This window comes from bacterium (genome assembly GCA_020440705.1).
Classification (GTDB): Bacteria; Krumholzibacteriota; Krumholzibacteriia; order LZORAL124-64-63; family LZORAL124-64-63; genus JAGRNP01.
The window spans coordinates 17489-36038 of the sequence record JAGRNP010000017.1; the positions used below are offsets into that span (position 1 = coordinate 17489).

The following is an 18550-nucleotide window of genomic DNA, read 5'->3' on the forward strand; positions in this document are numbered from 1 at the left end:
TCGGCCCGCGACACCGGTCGAAAACCATAGTATTCTGCTCCCATCGCCGCCGCCCGCCGCGGGCGGGCGGGACCCTCGCCCCGGAAGTGACCATGGCCCGTGAAGCCGACTACCTGATCGAACTCGTCCACGCCTGGGCCGCCGGCCGCCAGGTCGGGCCGACCCTGCCGCGCGGGGTCGCCCCCGAAACCCTCTGGGAGCTGCTGCGGGCCCACAACGTCGAGACCTCCCTCGGTCCGCTCCTGCCGGGCGAATCCCGTCCGGCGGACGCGGCCCGCACCATGGCCGAGTCGCGCCACCGCACCGAGATCCTGCTGCTCGAGTGCGAACGCATCCTGCCGACGATCACCGCCGCGGCGGGCCGGGCCGTGCTGCTGAAGGGGGCCGCCCTGGCCCTGGGGGCCTATCCCCGCCCGGCCGACCGCTGGTTCCTCGACCTGGACGTGCTGGTGCCCCGCGACCGGGTGGCGCCGGTCTGCGCCGCCCTCGAGGCCGTCGGCTACCGCTCCCTGCAGGGAGCCCGCAATCCGCTCTACTACGAGAAGCATCACCTGCACCGGATCCTGCTCGGACCCCAGGGCAGCGTCGTCGAGGTGCACTGGGACCTGACCCTGCCCCATTCGGTGTACCGCTGCGACCTGGATGGTGTCTTCGCCCGGGCCGAGGAGCGCCCTCTCGGCCGCCTGCACGCGGCCTGCGCCGCCCCGGTCGACCAGATCATCCACGGCGTCTACCAGAACATCGCCGACGGCTTCGTCGATCTGCGGCGGGTCATGGACATGGCCCTCCTGGTGCGGGACCACCCGGACCTGGACTGGGGCCGGCTCGTCGGTCTGGCCGTCAACTCAGGCATGGACAAGGCGTTGTGGATTTCACTTCATAATATGAAGTTGATTTCCGGCATCGGCGCGCCCCAATCGGCCCTGAACGTCCTGGCACCGGCCGGAGCCACCCGGCGCACCCTGCTCGGCCTCGATACCGCCGCTGGCTGCCTGCGCCGCCGCGCCTCCCGTTCCGAGGGCTACACTCCCCTGCTGCACCTCCTGCTGACGCCCACCCCGAGCCGCCAGTTCCGGGAACTGCTCCGGGCGGCGTGGGTGGGGGAAGAGCTGCTGCTCGACCGCGGCTACGATCCGGCCCGCCTGCCCGGGTTCGGCCGGCGCACGCTCATTGGTCTGACGCGGTTGCGGATGCTGGCCAGGGCGGGGATGCTGGCGTCCTGGGCCTGGGTCACCGGGTGACCCCTAGCTTGTGCCTCTGAAATTGTGTTCGCCCCAGGACAACTGCCCGTTTCCGCTGAAATTACCCGATTCGACCCCCCAAATGGCATTTCCGCTCCAACCGCACCGTCCCGAGGGACTTGGCCCGATCCGGACACAATTTCAGCGGCACAACCCTTGACCCACGGATGTTTTGGGAGTAGACTTCACATTATGAAGTAGAATTCTGTATACACCCCGATTTCCCTGGACACATCCCCGAGGATGCTTCATAGTATGAAGTGCGAAGACCTGGACGATCTGCTCGGCACCCCGGCCCGTCTGGCCATCCTGGCCACCACGGCCACGCTGCCGTCGGTGCGCGACGGACGCCGCTGGACCTTCTCGGCCCTCGGGCGCGAGACCGGCCTGGCCGACGGCAACCTGCACGTCCAGACCCGCAAGCTCGACGACGCCGGGTACCTGCGGCGGCAGCGGATCCGGCAGGGCAATCGCGAGGTGACCTGCTTCGAACTGACCGAGACCGGTCGCCGGGCCCTGCGCCGCTTCACCGGGCTCCTGCAGGACGCCCTGGAAGGCGGCTCCGGGTTCGCGGATCTCAGCTTCGACACGCCGCCGCCGCGGCGGACGGACGACGACTCGCGGGTCTGGTGACCCGCCATGAAAGGCGACAGCGCATGAGGATCGCGATCGGCGCCGACCACGGGGGCTTCGCGCTCAAGCAGGAACTGGCGGGCCATCTGCAGAAGCAGGGCCACCAGGTGCTGGACATGGGCACCGGATCCACCGCCGCGGTCGACTACCCGACATTCGCCCGCAAGGTGGCCGAGGCGGTGGCCTCGGGCCAGGCCGAGCGCGGCGTCATGATCGACGGCGCCGGCATCGGCTCGTCCATGGTGGCCAACAAGGTGCCCGGCGTGCGCGCGGCCATGGCCTACGACCTGAGCAGCGCCCGCAACGGCCGCGAGCACAACGACGCCAACCTGCTCACCCTCGGGGCCGGTCTCATCGGCGGGGCCCTGGCGCGGCAGATCGTCGACGTCTTCCTCACCACCGACTGCACCGAGCCCCGCCACCAGCGTCGCGTGGCCATGATCAACGAGACCCAGGGCGCCCCGGTCGTGGCGGCGGCCGCGCCGGTGATCGCCGCCGAGGGCCTGGCCGGGCTCTCCGAGGCCGACATGGCCCGCATCGTCGAGCGCCTGCAGACCCTGCTGGGCGCCGCGCCCGGCGGCACGTACCACGCCGGCCCCTGCGTCGGCACGTGTCCCGACACTGCGCGCGCCTTCATCGCCATGGGCGCCGGGCGCCTCACCAGCGGACCGGCGGCTCCGGGGCGGATCCCGGAGGAACTGGCCCGCTACATCGACCACACCATCCTCAAGCCCGACGCCACGCGCGACATGATCGCCAAGGTGGTGGCCGAGGCGCGCGAGCACGGTTTCCGCAGCGTGTGCGTGAATCCCGGCTGGGTGAAGACCGTCGCCGACGGCCTGCGCGGCACCGACGTCCTGACCTGCTCGGTGGTGGGCTTCCCCCTCGGCGCCAACACGCCGGACATCAAGGGCATGGAGGCCCGCAAGGCCATCCGCGACGGGGCGAAGGAGATCGACATGGTCATCAACGTCGGTCGGCTCAAGGGCGGCGACGACGACTACGTCTTCCGCGACATCCTGGCCGTGACCGACGCCTGCCGCGACGGCAGCGCCGTCAGCAAGGTCATCATCGAGACGGCCCTGCTCAGCGACGACGAGAAGGTGCGGGCGTGCGAACTCTCGAAGCGGGCGCGGGCCAACTTCGTCAAGACCTCCACCGGCTTCGCCTCGGGCGGGGCCACCGCCGAGGACGTCGCCCTGATGGCCTCGGTCGTCCACGGCGCCGGCATGGAAGTGAAGGCCAGCGGCGGCATCCGCAATTTCAGCGACGCGCGGCGCATGATCGACGCGGGGGCCACCCGCATCGGGGCCAGCGCCAGCATCGCCATCGTGCAGGAGGCGGTCGGCGCGGCGCCGACGGCCGGGGCCACCGCCGGCGGCGGCTACTAGAAGGGGCAGGGGAGAATCATGGTCGACCTGAGAACCTACTGCGTGATCGACAGCCTGCAGCCCCAGTTCGCCTCGTTCCAGGCGACCATCGCGCAGGGCTTCCTGCCGAAGGTGGGGCAGGCGAGCCTCTTCGTCGAGATCGCGCCGGGCATCGAGATCAACCGGGTCATGGACATCGCGCTCAAGAGCACCGACGTCACGCCGGGCATGCAGATCGTCGAGCGCCACTTCGGCATGCTCGAGGTGCACTCCGACAGCCAGGCCGACGTGCGTCAGGCCGGCGCCGCCATTCTCGAGACCCTCGAGCTGCGCGAGGACCAGCGGCTGAAGCCGCGCATCATCTCGAACCAGGTGGTGCGCCATCTCGACGACCACCAGTGCATGCTCATCAACCGCATGCGGCACGGGAACCTGATCCTCGCGGGCCAGACCCTCTTCGTGCTCGAGTGCGAACCCGCCGGCTACGCGGCGCTCGCGGCCAACGAGGCCGAGAAGGCCGCCGGCATCAACATCCTCGAGGTGCGCGCCTTCGGCAGCTTCGGGCGCGTGTACATCGGCGGCGAGGAGAAGGACGTGGAGGTGGCCCGGCCCGCGGCGATCGCGGCGCTCGAGGCCATCGACGGACGGCAGACCAAGTAGAAGTCGGACACTGGAAGCGACGACCACCGGGCGCGAGCCCACACAGGAGGAAAGACAATGGCGGATGCCCTGGGAATGATCGAGTGCCGGAGTTTCGCCGCGACCGTCGAGGCCGCGGACGCGATGGTCAAGGCCGCGCGGGTCGACCTCGTGGGATACGAGAAGACGGGCGGCGGCTACACCACCGCCATCGTGCGCGGCGACGTAGCCGCGGTGAAGGCGGCGGTCGACGCCGGCCAGACCGCCGCCACCCGCGTGGGCGAGATCGTGGCCATCCACGTGATCGCGCGGCCGCACGCCAACGTCGACGTGGTGATGCCGCTGGGTCGCCAGGCCGAGGGCTAGGCCATGAATCTGGCGCGCGTGCTGGGAGCGGTGGTGGCCACACGGAAGGAGGCCACCCTCGAGGGGCTGAAGCTGCTGATGCTGGGCGTGGCCGGTCCCGACGGCAAGCCCACCGGCGGGACGGTCGTGGCCGTCGACGCGGTGGGGGCCGGCGAGGGCGAGTACGTCCTGTACGCCAGCGGCTCCTCGGCCCGTCAGACGGTGGCCACGGAAGGCAAGCCGGTCGACGCGGTCGTCATGGCCATCGTCGACAGCTGGGACATCGATGGCGAGGAGCGCTATCGGAAGGGCGATGAGTGATGCGCCGGCTGACGGATCAGCAGGTGGATCGCATCGCCCGCGAGCTGGCCGGCCGGCTGGGGGCAGGGACGCCCTCGGCATCCGGTCCCGCGGCCGGCGCCGGACGGATCGACGGACCGATCCGCCCGGTGCCGGGCGTCCGGCTCGACCCCGCCCTGACCACGCGGCACGGCGAGGGCGAGGGCGTCTTCAACACGGTCGACCTGTGCATCGAGGCGGCCCGGGCGGCGTTCCGGGCGCTCGACCGCATGACCCTGGCCAAGCGCACCGAGATCATCGCCGCCGTCCGCGCGGCGATGCTGGCCCAGGGCGACGAACTGGCGCGGCTGGCCCACCGGGAGACCGGGCTCGGCCGCTACGAGCACAAGTGCATCAAGAACCGGCTCGTCACCGAGAAGACGCCGGGCTGCGAGATCCTCGCGCCCGGCACCGTCACCGGCGACCACGGCCTGACCCTGACCGAGTGGGCCCCCTTCGGCGTCATCGGCGCCATCACGCCCACGACGAATCCCACCAGCACGATCATCTGCAACACCATCGGCATGCTCGCGGCGGGCAACAGCGTGGTGTTCAACGTCCATCCCGGCGCCCGGGACTGCTCGATGGCCACGGTGCGCGCCCTGAACCGCGCCATCACCGGGGTCGGCGGTCCGGCCAACCTGGTGACGGCGGTGGCGCAGCCCACGATCGAATCAGCGACCGAACTCATGCACCACAGGGGCATCAACCTGCTGGTGGTCACGGGCGGTCCCGGCGTCGTCAAGGCGGCCATGAAATCCGGCAAGCGGGCGGTGAGCGCCGGTCCGGGCAACCCGCCCGTGGTGGTCGACGCCACGGCCGACCTCGCCAAGGCGGCCCGCGACATCGTCCACGGCGCGAGCTTCGACAACAACATCATCTGCGTCGACGAGAAGCAGGTCTTCGTGGTGGAGGCCGCGGCGGACGCGCTCATCAGGGGCATGCGCGCCGCGGGCGCCTACCTGGTCGACCAGGCCGAGCTGCGCCGCCTCGAGAAGGTGATCTTCGACGAGATCCGCGGTCCGCGCACCCACGGCGTGATCAACAAGAAGTGGGTGGGGAAGAACGCGGGCGCGATCCTGGCCGAGATCGGCGTGCGCGCGGGGGACGAGACGAAGCTCGTCATCTGCGACGTGCCGGAAGATCATCCGCTCGTCTGGTCCGAGCAGCTCATGCCCGTGCTGCCGATCGTGCGGGTGCCCGACGTCGATCGGGCCATCGCCCTGGCCAAGGAGTCCGAGCACGGCTTCGGCCACTCGGCCAGCATGCACTCGCGGGACATCGACGCCCTGAGCCGCATGGCGCGCACCATCAACACCAGCATCTTCGTCAAGAACGGCCCCATCGTGGCCGGCCTCGGAGCCGGCGGCGAGGGTTATACCAGCTTCACCATCGCCAGCCCCACCGGCGAGGGCCTCACCACGGCGCTGAGCTTCTCGCGGCAGCGGCGGTGCGTGATGGTCGACCACTTCAGGATCGTGTGATGGCGCAGAAGGCGACCGCCCCGCAGACCCCGGCACCGCAGGCCCTGGCCCTGCTCGAGTACGCCTCGGTGAGCGCCGGCGTGGCGGCGGTCGACCGCATGCTGAAGGAGTCGCCCGTGGCGCTGCTGCGCTGCGGGTCGGTGCATCCCGGGCGTTATCTGGCCCTGGTGGGGGGCACCGTGGCCGCGACCGCGGTGGCCCACGGGGCCGGCGCCGCGGTCGGGTGCGAACGGAACCGCCTGGCCGACGAGGTCCTGCTGCCGGATCCGCATCCGGCGCTGGCCGCCGCAGTCATGGGGGCGCGCGCCGCTCCCACGGGGGACGCCCTGGGGGTCGTCGAGATGGGTTCGTCCCCCGGACTGCTGCGGGCGCTCGACGCCGTGCTGAAGGCGGTGCCGGTGGGCCTGGTCGAGGTGCGCCTGGCCGACGACCTCGGCGGCCACGCCCTGGCCCAGATCGACGGCCTGATCCAGGACGTGCAGGAGGCGCTGGAGATGATGACGGCCGCGGCGGGGCCGCGCCTGGTGGACACGGCCCTGCTGCCGCGGCTCGACGACACCCTGCGCGACGTGCTCGGCGCCGGCACCCGCTTCGCCGCCTGCGCGCACCGCACCCCGGCCGGCGCAGAGATCCTCGGCGGGGAGGTCTAGCGATGTTCCTCGGACGCGTCATCGGCCGCATGGTGTGCGGCGTCGTCTACCCGGGCCTGGAGGGCGTGCCCCTGCTCTGGGTGCAGCCCCTGGACAAGCGGCAGCGGCCCGAGGGCAAGGCATTCGTCTGCGCCGACGGCACGCGCATGGCCGGTCCCGGCGAGACGGTGTACTGGGAAGCCAGCCGCGAGGCGGCCCTCACCCTCGAGCGGACCTTCGTCCCGGTCGATCACGCGGTGGTCGGGCTGGTCGACGACATCCAGCTCGACGACGAACCGGACGGGGAGGCCTCCCGATGATCCTCGCCCGCGTGGCCGGCCGCCTCGTCTCCACCATCCACGACCGCCACATGGATGGGCAGCGCCTGCTCGTGCTCGACAAGCTCGACGCCCGCGGCGAGCCCACCGGCGGCTACGTCATCGCCCTGGACAGCGTGGGGGCGGGCCACGGCGAAACCGTGGTCATGCTCGACGAGGGGAACGGCGCCCGCCAGATCCTCGGCAGCCGCACCGCCCCGGTGCGGTCGATCGTCGTGGGGATCGTCGATCGGGTGGACGTGGCGCCGGACGGGGAGTCCGGGGCCTGACCGGATCGCGCGTGCGCGGAGCCCGGAAATGCGGTACACTGGGCGGTGGGGTTGGCGTTTGCGCCCCCTGGGCGCCCGCTGCATCGGGAGGAGCCATGGCTCGCGATCCACGACGTGACGACCGCTCGCCCACCGCAGACTTCGAGATCATCCCCGACCCGCGGCTTCACATCCGCTCGCTGCCGTCCGTCGGCTCCGCTGCGACCGCCACGGACGCGGAGGCGCCGGCCATCGACCTGCGCGCCATCCTCGACGAACAGCGGATCCAGTCCATCATGGACGACTTCCACGCCCTGACCGGCATGGTCACGGCCATCCTCGACCTCGATGGCAACGTGCTCGAGGCCACGGGCTGGCAGGATCTCTGCACGAAGTTCCACCGCGTGCATCCGGTCACCTCGCGCAACTGCACCGAGAGCGACCTGGCCCTGGCCGGCGGCCTCGCGCCCGGCCAGTTCGCCGACTACCACTGCAGGAACGGCCTGCGCGACGTCGTCACGCCGCTGTACATCCGTGGCCGGCACGTGGGCAACATCTTCACGGGCCAGTTCTTCTACGACGACGACGAGGTCGACGAGGCGGACTTCGCGGCCCGGGCCCGGGAGCACGGCTTCGACGTCGACGCCTACATGGAGGCGTTCCGGCGCATCCCCCGCTACAGCCGCGAGACCATCGCCCACCTCATGGGCTTCCTCGTGCGCATGACCGAGCACATCTCCCAGATCGGGCTGGCGAACCAGGAACTCGCCCGGGAGATCCGCGTGCGGCAGGAGGCCGAGGCGGGGGTGCGCGAAGGGCGGGCGCAGTTGCAGGCGGTGGTCCACGCGATCCCGGACCTGGTCTGGATGAAGGATCCCGACGGGGTCTACCTGCTGTGCAACGAACGCTTCGAGCAGTTCTTCGGGGCTCCGGCCAGTGCGATCCTGGGCCGGACGGACGCCGACTTCCTGACGCCCGCGGAAGTGGAGTTCTTCCGCGGCCACGATCGGCGCGCCATGGAGCGGGGGCGGCCGACCATGAACATCGAGGAGGTCGTGTTCAAGGCCGACGGCCACCGCGAGACCCTCGAGACGGTCAAGACCCCCATCCGGGACGAGCAGGGGCGCGTCACGGGGGTGCTCGGCATCGGCCGCGACATCACGGCCCGGGTGGCGGCCGAGAAGTCGCTCCACGAGAAGGAGTCGCGGCTGCGCGACGCCCAGCGCATGGAGTCGATCGGCCGTCTGGCCGCGGGCGTCTCCCACGACCTGAACAACCTGCTCACGCCGATCCTGGGCTACGCGCAGGTGATCGCCGAGGGGATCGACCGCGACAACCCCCATCGCGAGGCGCTCGGCCAGATCTCCTACGCCGGCGAACGGGCCCGCGATCTCGTGGCGCAGCTGCTGGCCTTCGGGCGCCGGCAGACCCTGCAGTACCGGACGGTCGACCTGAATGCCGCCGCCGAGCGGATCGAGGGTCTGCTGGGCCGCTCGCTGCGGCCGAACGTCCGCCTCGTGCTCGACCTCGACCCGTCGCTGCCGCCGATCCGGGCCGATCTCGGCCAGATCGAGCAGGTGATCATGAACCTCGCCCTGAACGCGGCCGACGCCATGCCCGAGGGCGGCGAGCTCCGCATCGCGACCACCACCATCGCGGCGCCCGGCCGGGACGACGCGGCCATGGGGCCGGGTCCCTGGGTCCGGCTCGCCGTCTCCGATTCGGGACACGGCATGGACGCCGAGACGGTGGCCCGGATCTTCGAACCCTTCTTCTCCACGAAGGGCGAGATGGGCACCGGCCTGGGCCTGGCCACGGTGCACGGCATCGTGAAGCAGCATGGTGGCGAAATCGACGTCTTGAGCGCGCCGGGCAGGGGCACCACATTCCGCCTCGACCTGCCCGCCATGGCGGCCGATCCGGATGGCGTCGTGGCCGTGCCGGCGAGTCGCGTCCCGGACGGCGCCGTCCCCGCGGCCGCGCCGGAGTCGAGAACCATCCTCCTCGTCGAGGACAACGAGCAGGTGCGGAGCCTGGCGGCGACGATCCTCGAGCGGCAGGGCTACCGGGTGCGGCAGGCTGCCAGCGGCGAGGAGGCCCTGCCCCTGTTCGCGGGCCTCGAGGCGCCCTGCGACCTGCTCGTGACCGACGTGATCATGCCCGGCATGACCGGCCGCGAACTCTACGACAAGGCCGTGCGGCGCCATCCGGACCTGCCGGTGCTCTTCATGTCGGGCTTCACCGACCGGGACTTCGCCCTGGACGCGGAGGCCCCCCGACGCGAGCGCTTCCTGGCCAAACCGTTCACCGTGCCGGACCTCGTGGCCCAGGTGCGCGAGCTGCTCGCCGAGGCCGCGCCCCGGAAGGCGTGACGTCGACGGCCGCGGCGCCCGTCCAGCAAAGGGGGAACACATGGACTCCGACCGCCACCAGGACGTCTACGACCTCGAGGAGGCCATGACCGGCGGGGCCCGGGGCGCGCAACGACCGTCCGGCCCGGCACGCGGGTGACGCCGCCGGCGATCCGGGCTATGGTGCCCCGGAGCGCAGCGCCGGTCCGCACCCTGCCCCCAGCCGAGCCGAAGGAGCCCCCATGTCCCGCCACACCGCCCTGATCCGCTGGGCCCGCGGCGACGCCGTCTTCACCGACAATGCCTACAGCCGCGGCCACACCTGGACCTTCGACGGCGGCCTGACGGTGCCCGCCTCCGCCTCGCCCGCGGTGGTGCCGGTGCCCCACGCGGTGCCGGAGAACGTCGATCCGGAGGAGGCCTTCGTCGCGGCCCTCTCCAGCTGCCACATGCTCTTCTTCCTCTCCATCGCGGCGAAGAAACGGTACACGGTCGACTCCTACGAGGATGACGCCTGCGGACACCTTGGTCCGGACGCCGCCGGCCGCGAGGCCATCACGCGGGTCGAACTGCGGCCGCGGGTCCGGTTCTCCGGCGACCGCGTGCCGACGGAACGCGACATCGCCCGCCTGCACGACCTGGCCCACCACCACTGCTTCCTGGCCAACTCGGTGCGGTTCCCGGTGGAGGTCGTGCCCCCGGACACCGGGTCCGCCTAGACGCCCGGCTGGCCGGTCCGTTTGCCCCGCCGGGCGCCGGTCCCTATCGTGAGCCCGGAGACCTCGCTCGTTTCCCGGGATCATGAATGGCTTCATTGGCAAGGGGCATGACCACATGAAACGTGCGAATCGGACCGTCCTCGTGGCGGCGCGCCGGGCCGGCGTCCGCCTGCTTCCGCTCTTCTTCCTGCTCGTCTGCGCGGCCCCGGCCGCGGCGACTCCAGCGGCCGCTCCGGTGGCCGCCGCGGCGTCGGCATCCCTGTCGGCGGCACGCTCCGGATCCGCCGCGGCGGATCCGGGCCCCGACTTCGCAACCCTCCTGGCCGCCCACATGGCCCGGCCCGAAGCCGAACGTGCCGAGTACCGGGCCCACGCGAGCGAGGGCCTCGAGGTCGTCGATCGCTTCCGGTACGAGGCCCATGCCTTCGCCGACGCCGGGCGCCGGCAGTGGTTCTACAGGGACGTCGAGATCGACTTCTCGACCGGCGGCGTCGGACTGGGGGTGAGCATCAAGGCCCTTGGCCGGGCGACGGAAGTCGACCCCTCCTTCGCCGAGGCCTGGGCCGAATTGGGGCACCTGGCGGCCGATGCCGGCGACCTGCTCACGGCCCGCCGCGCCCTCGACAACGCCCGCGCCGCGGCAGGCGCCCGCGCCGCCACCGCCGACACGGTGGCGGCGGCCGACCGGCGCGAACTGCTGCGCGACCGGGCTTGGGTCCTGCGTGATCTGGCCCAATGGGACGAGGGGTTGGCGGCCGTCACCGAGGGCCTGGCGGCGTTCCCCGGCGACCGCGACCTGATCCTGATCAAGGGCCTGCTCCTGGCCGGCGCCGGGCGCTACAGCGAAGCCACCAGCCTCGCCGTGCGCATGCCGCCCTTCACCTACCCGCAGCTCGACGTGTACCACTACGGCACCCGGGAGCAGACGTCCGACTTCGCCAATCGCTGGATCCGGAGCCAGGCGCTGCTCGCCGTGGGCGACCTCAAGACGGCCCGGCACGTGCTCGGCGACATGGGGAGCTATCCGTACCGCTGGTTCCTGCCGCACCAGAAGCGGTTCTGGGCCGACGTGGGGCTCGTGGCCGAGCTGAGCGGCGACACGGACGCGCCCGTGTACTACGCCCTGGGCATCGTCGGCGACGAATTCCGCGGCTTCTACCGCTTCACGGCCAGCAACCGCCGGCCGCTCGTGCTCGACGCGCCCGACCCCCTGATGCCGTGCTTCACCAGCTTCGGCGACCGCTTCCATGCCGGAGGTTCCGTGCTGACCTACGCGGCCGGCCAGATGACCCGCTCGACCATGGCCATGTTCCCGGCCGAGCAGGAGGCGGCGGCCGAGCGGGCCCGGCTCGCCCTGGACATCGCCGAACGGCGGAACATCCGACCCGACGTGGTGCGGGCCCTGCGCGGACGCATCAACTTCGGCGCCGAGCGCTACGGCGCGGCGCGGGCCGACCTGGTCGCCGCCCGCGACGCCTTCGCCGGCCGCGACCTGGTCGATCCGGGCACGAGTCTGCTGCTCGGCCTGCTCGACATGAACGAGGGGGCGTACGCCGCGGCGGCGTCCTTCTTCCGCGAGGCCGTGGACGCGGATCCCCACCTGGCGGTGGGATGGCGGTCGCTCGGGGTGTGCCTGGCCCGGCTGGAGCGGACCGCGGAGGCCACCGAGGCCATGGACCGGGCTCTCGCCCTCGAACCCTTCTCGGTGGCCGGTCTCTACAACCGCGGCCTGCTGCGGCTGCAGCAACGCGACTTCCTGAACGCCGGGGCCGACCTCGAGCTCGCCCTGAAGTTCGACCCGGAGAACCGGGAGGTGCAGCGCCTGTTGCAGATGGCCGCCTCGGGCCTGCGGGCCGAAGGGGGCGATCCGGGACGCATCCACGCCTTGGCCGAGAGCGCGGCGGCCGGCGACGACTCCACCCTGACGGTGCCCGCCATGATGGCCATGGTCGAGGCCGACCTTGCGGCCTTCTTCGCCGTGCCCGACTCGGCGCGCGGCGCCCTGGGCCCGGACGACGCCCAGATCACCGACCTGCGGCAGGGCTACGCGGCCAGCGGCGACCCCGGCGCGCGGGCCGCTCTCGCGCTGGCCTGCCTCGACCGGGGTCTCTGGGCGGAGGCGCAGGCCCTGCTGGCGCCGGGCTGGGGGGTCGATCTTTCGCCCCAGGAGGAGGTGATGCTGCTGCGGGCCGACCGCACCCTCGGCGAACACGAACGGGCCGACGCCCTGTCCGAACGCCTGAACAGCGGGGAGGACGTGCCGACCAACGCCTACGTGCTGTTCGAACTCATCGAGTACTCGCGGGAGAACTGGCAGGAGCGTCTGGCCACCGCCCACTACATGGAGGGCTACAGCGCGGCCCTGATGATGACCATCCCCGACCACGCCCGGTTCTCGAACTACATGCGCTACGGATTCGGCAACCTGCGCCAGGAGGTCCGCGACGGCGAGGGCGTCCCCGTCAATACGATGGTCTGGCCCATGTATCGCTACCTGAACCGCAACGACGGCGCGGGCAACGGAACCGCGGCCGTCAGCTCGAAGCAGGTCGGGAACGTGCGCAAGTAGGCGGGACGGCGCCGGGGCGGTCGCCGTCAGCGCAGCGACTTGACGAAGACGTACTTGGCGTCGCCCGGCGCGTAGAAATCGTCGAAGACCGCTCCGGTCGCATAGCCGCGGCGCACGTAGAAGGCCCGCGTCGGTTCGTACTGCGCGCGACCGCTCGTCTCGGCGTAGACCGCCACGCCGCCGGCCGCGGCGATGCGCTGCTCGGTCAGCTCGAGCAGGCGGCGACCGAGTCCGTCGCCCTGGCGGTCCGGAGCCACCGCGATCCAGTAGAGGTCCCAGCTGCAGGTGCTGCAGGGGATGCGGCCGTAGCAGCTGTAGCCGGCCAGGCCGGTCTCGCCGTCGACGAAGACGAACTCGTAGCCGCTGTCGGCCCCCTTGGCGAGCCGCTCGTCGACCAGCTCGGCGGCGATGGCGATCTCCTCGGCGTTGAAGAAACCGGTCGCCGCGACGAGGTCCCGCACCGCGGCGACATCGGCCGGCGTCACCGCCTCGCGGAAGCGCGCTCCGCCGGAGACCTGATCAGGATTCGTCGTCATTCCCGTGTTCCTTTCAGCAGACCGGTGAAGAAGGCGTCGGCGTTGGTGCCCAGCGTCCGCGTGCGGTAGCCGCCCTCCTGCACGACCAGGGTCGGCAGGTGCAGGCCCCCGACGAGCCGTCCGTTCTCCAGGAAGTCCCGCGCGGCCAGCGACCAGGTGCCCGTCGGGTCGCCCTTGGCCGTATCGAGCCCCAGGGCCACGACGAGGGTCGCCGGCGCGAAGCTGCGGATGCGCCGCAGCGCCCGGCCGAGAGCTTCCCGGTACCGCTCGCCGTCCACGGCCTCGGGCAGGGGCAGGTTGAGATTGAAGCCCCGGCCGGCGCCCTCGCCCTGCTCTTCGGCGAAGCCCGAGAAGTAGGGGTAGGCGAAGCTCGGGTGGCCGTGGATCGACACCGTCAGGACGTCCTCGCGCGCGTAGAAGATGTCCTGCTGGCCGTTGCCGTGGTGGTAGTCCAGGTCCAGGATCGCCACGCGGCCGAGGCCGGCCAGCGACTGGGCCGCCACCGCCGCGTTGTTGAAGTAGCAGAACCCGCCGAAGACGCGGTGCTCGGCGTGGTGGCCGGGCGGCCGGACCAGGGCGTAGGCGAGCCGTCGGCCTTCGCGCAGGGCGTCCGCCCCGGCCAGGGCGCAGTCGACCGCGCCGCGGGCGGCCAGGAACGCGTTCCGGTTGAGCGGCGTGAAGGTGTCGATGCAGTAGTAGCCGGCCCGCATGCCGAGGTCGGTCGGGGGGCGGTGGGCGTTGCGGATGGGGAACACGTACGGATAGACCGACTCGTTCTCGGCCAGGCTCCCGCACACCTTGCGGATGTACGCGACCAGCCCCCGGTCGTGCACCTGCCGGACGGCCTCCAGCGAGCGCTCGCGCACCGGCAGCTTCTCGAAGGCGTCGCCCCGGTCCAGTTCCGCGAGGATGCGCCTCACGCGCACCGGGGCCTCGACGTAGCCGCGGTCGCTGACGTGGTGGATGTCGTGGGACTCGTTGATGAACAGGGCGATCTTCTCGCCGCGGTGGACCGCCGGCGCGACGGGCTCCGGCTCGCCGCCCCTGGTGTAGCGGAAGGGCCGCAGGGGACACGGATCGTCCCGGAACGAATCGACCACGGCTTCGACGTAGTCCGGCGGGCAGAGGTCCCGGTACTTCCGCTCCAGGATGGCGCGGGCCACCGCGCGGACGAAGCGGCGGGACGGGGCCTTCGCGCCGCCCAGGGTGTCGACGACGAGATAGGGCATGCACGAGCTGTCCGGCGAGAGCGGACGCGTGTAGTCGTTGGCGACGAGCGGGCGGGCGCCGTAGTGCTCGTAGAAGCGCAGCCGGGCCCGGTTCGCGGCGAGGAGGGCCTTGTCGGCGCAGTCGCCGGGCTCGTCCGGCAGGCACTCGAAGAAGATGCCCTGCACGCCGCACTCCAGGGCCTCCTCGCGCACGCGCTGGTAGAGGGCGCCGCCGATGCCCCGGCTCGTCAGCCTGGCCTTCGCCGCGATGAAGTCGAGGTAGAAGAACTTCAGTGCCGGCTCGTGCAGCACCAGGGCGAAGCCGAGAACCTCCCCCTTGGCCTTCTCGGCCACGTGGAGGATCGCCCGGAAACGCTTGGCGAAGGGGTCGCGCAGGTTGTGGACCATGGCGTCGAACTCGTCGGGCGCCAGGTCTGGGATCCGGTCCCTGAGGATCTGCTGGGCCTGCCGGACCGCCTCGCGATTGACCGGCAGGACGTCGTCATGGATGCGTCGGATGCGGAACATGACTCACCCGGCCGCGGTCAGCATGCGGGCGACCGCGTCCTGGAAGGGAATGCCCGCCCGGTCCAGGGCCGCGGCGAAGCCCGCGTCCGGCGCCAGGCAGGGATTGACGTTGGCCTCGAGGATCCAGGGACGTCCGGCGGCATCGACGCGGAAATCGACCCGGGCCCAGCCGCGCAGATCGAACGCCCGCCAGCACGCCAGCGACAGGCGCGACAGCTCGGCCAGCAGCGGGGCATCCTCCGGGGGCAGATCGAAGCGGCGCACCGTGTGGGAGAACTCGAACGTCTCGTCGTGCCATTTGGCGGCGTAGCCCACGATGTGCGGCTTGCCCGGCGGGAAGTCGCGGAATTCCATTTCGGCGTGGGGCAGGACCGTCGGGCCGTCCGGGCCGTCGAGCAGGGCGATGTTGAACTCGCGCCCGGCGATGTACTCCTCGGCGAACCAGGGGGCGCCCGCCTGACCGGCCCGTGCCGCGAGCCGCGCGCGGACCGCGGCGGCCGGGGCCGTGACCACGGCGTCGTCGTCCAGGCCGAGCGAGGCGTCTTCCCACACCGATTTGATGATCCAGCGGCGATCCGGCGCGGCGGCCGCGGCCGGTCCGTCCGGGGCCTCCGCCATCAGCCAGTCGGGCGTCGGCAGCTCCGCGCCGCGCAGCAGGCGCTTGGCGAGGACCTTGTGCGACGTGACGGCGAAGGCGTCGGCCGTGCAGCCGGCGAAGGGGACGCCCAGCGCGGCCAGGACCGCCGGGACGAGATGGATCAGGCGGCCGCTGCCGGCCAGGCCCTCCACGAGGTTGAACACGGCGTCGGGCCGCCGGGCGGCCAGTTCGGTCTGCAGGCGGGCCAGATCCAGGTCGCAGTCGAGCGTCGCGACGGCGTGGCCCAGGCCGGCCAGGGCCCCCGCCACCGCGTCGGCCTGCACCAGGACGTCGGCCTCGTCAGGAGGCGCACCCTCCGGCACCCTGTTGTGCAGCACGAGCACCTTCAAGGACGACCTCCTCCCGCAGGGGCGGTTCCGCGCCGACGCGCTCGGCCGCCGAGTCCAGGATCCGCCGGATCAGCTCGACGTAGGGCATGCCCACCGCCGTGGCGATCATCGGGAGGTCGGAGTGCTCCGGGTGCAGACCGGCCAGCGGGTTGATCTCCATGATCTGGGGCGCGCCCGTGGCGTCGGCCCGCAGGTCCAGCCGTCCGCCGTCGCGGCAGCCCAGCACGCGCCAGGCCGCCAGCGAGAGCGACTCGGCCGCGACCACCGCCGGGTCGTCGCGGGTCACGTGGCGGTACTCGACGAGCTCCTCGCAGTACTCCTTGTTCACGTACGAGTAGGCGCCCCCTTCGGCGCCCTCCAGCAGGATGATCTCGAGGGTGCCGACCACCTCGGCCCGCTCGCCGGTGCCGACGATGCCGACCGTGAACTCGCGTCCCGGCAGGTAGGTCTCGACGAGCACCGGCTGCCGGAACCGCGCCAGCAGGTCGGCGCAGCACTCGCGCAGACGCACCGGATCGTCGATCACCGAGCGGCCGTCGATGCCCTTGCCGGTGCCCTCGGCCAGCGGCTTGGCGAAGAGGGGATAGGGCAGGTCCAGCCCGTCGAGGTCGGCCAGGCGCGTCACCTCCAGGAAGACCGGCGTGGGCAGGCCGGCGTCGCGCAGCACGCGCTTCGTCATGCCCTTGTGCAGGGTCAGCGCCGACACCAGCGGGTCGCTGAACACGCACGGGATGCCGTACACCTCGAGGATGGCCGGCACCTGCGCCTCGCGGGCGACCCCGCGCAGGCCCTCGGCGATGTTGAAGACCAGGTCCCAGCGATCACCTGCGGCCAGGCGCCGGATCAGCGCCCGGGCGTGCCCGATGCGGTCGACGTGGTGCCCGCAGGCGGCGATCGCCCCGGCGATGGCGTCGATGGTGGAGATGCGGTCGAACTCGGCCGTCTCCTCGTCGCTGTAGCCCATCGCCAGGTAGTCGTCCCGCAGGTCGTAGGTCAGTCCGACGTTCACGTGAGGACCTCCAGGTGCTTCCCGGGGTCGGGATAGCGGTGCACGCCACCGGTGTAGCCGCGCAGCAGCAGGTCGTCGCCCTCGTAGCCGATGACGGCCTCGGGGTGCAGGGGGATCTTGCCGCCCCCGCCGGGCGCGTCGACCACGAAGGTGGGGACGGCGTAGCCGGTGGTCCAGCCGCGCAGTCCCCTGATGATCTCCAGACCCTTCGTCACGGGCGTGCGGAAGTGCGCCGAGCCGGAGATCGGGTCGCACTGGTACAGGTAGTAGGGGCGCACCCGCATCATGAGTTCGTAGTGCACCAGGCGCCGCATGGTGTCCACGTCGTCGTTGACGCCCCGGAGCAGCACCGTCTGGGCGCCGAGGGGGATGCCCGCGTCGGCGAGCCGCCGGCAGGCACGGACCGCCTCGGGCGTGCACTCGTCCGGATGCGTGAAGTGGATGCTCATCCAGAGCGGGTGGAACCGCCGCAGGATGCGCACCAGCTTCGGCGTGACCCGCTGGGGCATGACCAGGGGCACCATCGTCCCGATGCGGATGAACTGGACGTGCGGAATGGAGCGCAGCTCGCCCAGCAGCCAGGCCAGCTTTTCGTCGCTCAACGTGAGCGGGTCGCCGCCGGACAGCAGCACGTCGCGCACCGCGGGCGTGCGGCGGATGTAGTCCAGGCCGCGTTCGAGGTGGTCGCGGTTCGGCGTGAGTTCGCCCTGGCCGACGACGCGCGAGCGCGTGCAGTAGCGGCAATAGGTCGCGCAGTGGTCGTGCACCAGGAAGAGCACCCGATCCGGATAGCGGTGGACGATGCCCGGCACCGGGGAGTCGTCCTCCTCGTGCAGCGGGTCCTCGGCCTCGCCCGGCGTGGTCAGGAACTCCGCGAACTGCGGCACGACCGTCCGCCGCAGCGGTTGCTGCGGGTTCCGGGGGTCGAGCAGGCTGAAGTAGTAGGGGGTGATGCCCAGCGGCAGGTTGTCGCCGCCCTGCATCAGGGCCCGGCGCTCGGACGGGCTGAGCTCGAGCAGCGGCTCGATCTGCTCGGCGGTGCGGATGCGGTGGCGCATCTGCCAATGCCAGTCGTTCCACTCGGCGTCGGTGACGTCGGGATAGTGGCGCCGCCGGAAGGCCCGCGCGCCGGGGCCGACGGCGGGCAACTTGCGGGCAAGAAAAAAGGCGGGAACAGAGTCCGCCCGAACGGGAATATCTTCAGGGTGCGGGACCGCGTGCGAGGGTTCCGCCGGGGACGGAGGTTCGTCGGCAACGCCCGACGCACCCTCCTTCTGTTTCTCACGGCTCAGCGTCGTGAGGCGACCGATGGCCTGGGGGTGACAGGACACGCCGTCTCCTTTCGAGACAGGGGTCCGGCCGGGCGACGGGGCCGGG

At 71.7% G+C, this 18550-nt stretch carries 18 protein-coding genes; 13 read left to right on the forward strand and 5 right to left on the reverse strand.

Translation table 11 applies throughout. The features are described from left to right. Positions 1 to 92: 92 nt before the first annotated feature. The 13 genes from KDM41_04530 to KDM41_04590 all read left to right on the forward strand — a co-directional run bounded on the left by KDM41_04530 (position 93) and on the right by KDM41_04590 (position 12905). Positions 93 to 1241, forward strand: a complete 1149-nt coding sequence (locus KDM41_04530; protein MCB1182677.1) for a nucleotidyltransferase family protein — start codon at positions 93 to 95, stop codon at positions 1239 to 1241. Between the two features lie 255 nt (positions 1242 to 1496). Beyond that, positions 1497 to 1874 carry a transcriptional regulator gene (locus KDM41_04535; GenBank protein ID MCB1182678.1) on the forward strand — a complete coding sequence of 126 codons (378 nt, stop codon included), beginning with the start codon at positions 1497 to 1499 and terminating at the stop codon, positions 1872 to 1874. A 23-nt stretch (positions 1875 to 1897) separates the two neighbouring features. After that, positions 1898 to 3265 (forward strand): deoxyribose-phosphate aldolase, encoded by a 1368-nt coding sequence (gene deoC, locus KDM41_04540; protein ID MCB1182679.1) that lies wholly within the window; start codon positions 1898 to 1900, stop codon positions 3263 to 3265. Positions 3266 to 3280: 15 nt separating this feature from the next. Next, positions 3281 to 3904: a hypothetical protein gene (locus KDM41_04545; GenBank protein MCB1182680.1), complete on the forward strand. Its 624-nt coding sequence runs from the start codon at positions 3281 to 3283 to the stop codon at positions 3902 to 3904. Positions 3905 to 3961: 57 nt separating this feature from the next. Further along, positions 3962 to 4249: a BMC domain-containing protein gene (locus KDM41_04550; protein MCB1182681.1), complete on the forward strand. Its 288-nt coding sequence runs from the start codon at positions 3962 to 3964 to the stop codon at positions 4247 to 4249. A 3-nt stretch (positions 4250 to 4252) separates the two neighbouring features. After that, a complete protein-coding gene (locus tag KDM41_04555; GenBank protein MCB1182682.1) occupies positions 4253 to 4549 on the forward strand; it encodes a EutN/CcmL family microcompartment protein in 297 nt (98 codons plus the stop codon). Then, positions 4549 to 6051 carry an aldehyde dehydrogenase EutE gene (locus KDM41_04560; GenBank protein MCB1182683.1) on the forward strand — a complete coding sequence of 501 codons (1503 nt, stop codon included), beginning with the start codon at positions 4549 to 4551 and terminating at the stop codon, positions 6049 to 6051. The genes KDM41_04555 and KDM41_04560 overlap by 1 nt, the downstream gene beginning before the upstream one ends. After that, positions 6051 to 6701 (forward strand): BMC domain-containing protein, encoded by a 651-nt coding sequence (locus tag KDM41_04565; protein ID MCB1182684.1) that lies wholly within the window; start codon positions 6051 to 6053, stop codon positions 6699 to 6701. The genes KDM41_04560 and KDM41_04565 overlap by 1 nt, the downstream gene beginning before the upstream one ends. 2 nt (positions 6702 to 6703) lie before the next feature. After that, complete coding sequence (locus KDM41_04570; protein MCB1182685.1) at positions 6704 to 7000, forward strand: EutN/CcmL family microcompartment protein; 297 nt, start codon at positions 6704 to 6706, stop codon at positions 6998 to 7000. Then, positions 6997 to 7287 (forward strand): EutN/CcmL family microcompartment protein, encoded by a 291-nt coding sequence (locus KDM41_04575; protein MCB1182686.1) that lies wholly within the window; start codon positions 6997 to 6999, stop codon positions 7285 to 7287. The genes KDM41_04570 and KDM41_04575 overlap by 4 nt, the downstream gene beginning before the upstream one ends. Positions 7288 to 7382: 95 nt before the next feature. Continuing rightward, on the forward strand, positions 7383 to 9638 hold the full coding sequence (locus tag KDM41_04580) for a PocR ligand-binding domain-containing protein (GenBank protein ID MCB1182687.1): 2256 nt from the start codon (positions 7383 to 7385) through the stop codon (positions 9636 to 9638). A 221-nt stretch (positions 9639 to 9859) separates the two neighbouring features. Beyond that, a complete protein-coding gene (locus KDM41_04585) occupies positions 9860 to 10336 on the forward strand; it encodes an OsmC family protein (GenBank protein ID MCB1182688.1) in 477 nt (158 codons plus the stop codon). A 115-nt stretch (positions 10337 to 10451) separates the two neighbouring features. Next, on the forward strand, positions 10452 to 12905 hold the full coding sequence (locus KDM41_04590) for a hypothetical protein (GenBank protein ID MCB1182689.1): 2454 nt from the start codon (positions 10452 to 10454) through the stop codon (positions 12903 to 12905). Between the two features lie 26 nt (positions 12906 to 12931). Here the strand turns inward: KDM41_04590 and KDM41_04595 are convergent, their stop codons facing one another. Genes KDM41_04595 through KDM41_04615 form a run of 5 tightly spaced genes read right to left on the reverse strand, consistent with a single transcriptional unit; the run spans position 12932 to position 18231 of the window. Continuing rightward, entirely contained in the window at positions 12932 to 13441 is a 510-nt protein-coding gene (locus KDM41_04595; protein MCB1182690.1) for a GNAT family N-acetyltransferase, read from the reverse strand. Beyond that, positions 13438 to 15177: a histone deacetylase family protein gene (locus KDM41_04600; GenBank protein MCB1182691.1), complete on the reverse strand. Its 1740-nt coding sequence runs from the start codon at positions 15175 to 15177 to the stop codon at positions 13438 to 13440. The genes KDM41_04595 and KDM41_04600 overlap by 4 nt, the downstream gene beginning before the upstream one ends. 3 nt (positions 15178 to 15180) lie before the next feature. Next, complete coding sequence (locus KDM41_04605) at positions 15181 to 16164, reverse strand: D-alanine--D-alanine ligase (GenBank protein ID MCB1182692.1); 984 nt, start codon at positions 16162 to 16164, stop codon at positions 15181 to 15183. Beyond that, positions 16115 to 17173 carry a D-alanine--D-alanine ligase gene (locus tag KDM41_04610; GenBank protein MCB1182693.1) on the reverse strand — a complete coding sequence of 353 codons (1059 nt, stop codon included), beginning with the start codon at positions 17171 to 17173 and terminating at the stop codon, positions 16115 to 16117. Before KDM41_04610 ends, KDM41_04605 begins: the two co-directional genes overlap by 50 nt. After that, on the reverse strand, positions 17170 to 18231 hold the full coding sequence (locus tag KDM41_04615; GenBank protein MCB1182694.1) for a KamA family radical SAM protein: 1062 nt from the start codon (positions 18229 to 18231) through the stop codon (positions 17170 to 17172). Before KDM41_04615 ends, KDM41_04610 begins: the two co-directional genes overlap by 4 nt. Positions 18232 to 18550: the final 319 nt, after the last annotated feature.

Bases quoted from the DNA above. Each gene is read 5' to 3' on its own strand.
- KDM41_04530 (MCB1182677.1), top strand. From the start codon at position 93: ATGGCCCGTGAAGCCGACTACCTGATCGAACTCGTCCACGCCTGGGCC.
- KDM41_04535 (MCB1182678.1), top strand. From the start codon at position 1,497: ATGAAGTGCGAAGACCTGGACGATCTGCTCGGCACCCCGGCCCGTCTG.
- deoC (MCB1182679.1), top strand. From the start codon at position 1,898: ATGAGGATCGCGATCGGCGCCGACCACGGGGGCTTCGCGCTCAAGCAG.
- KDM41_04550 (MCB1182681.1), top strand. From the start codon at position 3,962: ATGGCGGATGCCCTGGGAATGATCGAGTGCCGGAGTTTCGCCGCGACC.
- KDM41_04555 (MCB1182682.1), top strand. From the start codon at position 4,253: ATGAATCTGGCGCGCGTGCTGGGAGCGGTGGTGGCCACACGGAAGGAG.
- KDM41_04560 (MCB1182683.1), top strand. From the start codon at position 4,549: ATGCGCCGGCTGACGGATCAGCAGGTGGATCGCATCGCCCGCGAGCTG.
- KDM41_04565 (MCB1182684.1), top strand. From the start codon at position 6,051: ATGGCGCAGAAGGCGACCGCCCCGCAGACCCCGGCACCGCAGGCCCTG.
- KDM41_04570 (MCB1182685.1), top strand. From the start codon at position 6,704: ATGTTCCTCGGACGCGTCATCGGCCGCATGGTGTGCGGCGTCGTCTAC.
- KDM41_04575 (MCB1182686.1), top strand. From the start codon at position 6,997: ATGATCCTCGCCCGCGTGGCCGGCCGCCTCGTCTCCACCATCCACGAC.
- KDM41_04580 (MCB1182687.1), top strand. From the start codon at position 7,383: ATGGCTCGCGATCCACGACGTGACGACCGCTCGCCCACCGCAGACTTC.
- KDM41_04585 (MCB1182688.1), top strand. From the start codon at position 9,860: ATGTCCCGCCACACCGCCCTGATCCGCTGGGCCCGCGGCGACGCCGTC.
- KDM41_04590 (MCB1182689.1), top strand. From the start codon at position 10,452: ATGAAACGTGCGAATCGGACCGTCCTCGTGGCGGCGCGCCGGGCCGGC.
- KDM41_04595 (MCB1182690.1), bottom strand. From the start codon at position 13,441: ATGACGACGAATCCTGATCAGGTCTCCGGCGGAGCGCGCTTCCGCGAG.
- KDM41_04600 (MCB1182691.1), bottom strand. From the start codon at position 15,177: ATGTTCCGCATCCGACGCATCCATGACGACGTCCTGCCGGTCAATCGC.
- KDM41_04615 (MCB1182694.1), bottom strand. From the start codon at position 18,231: ATGCGCCACCGCATCCGCACCGCCGAGCAGATCGAGCCGCTGCTCGAG.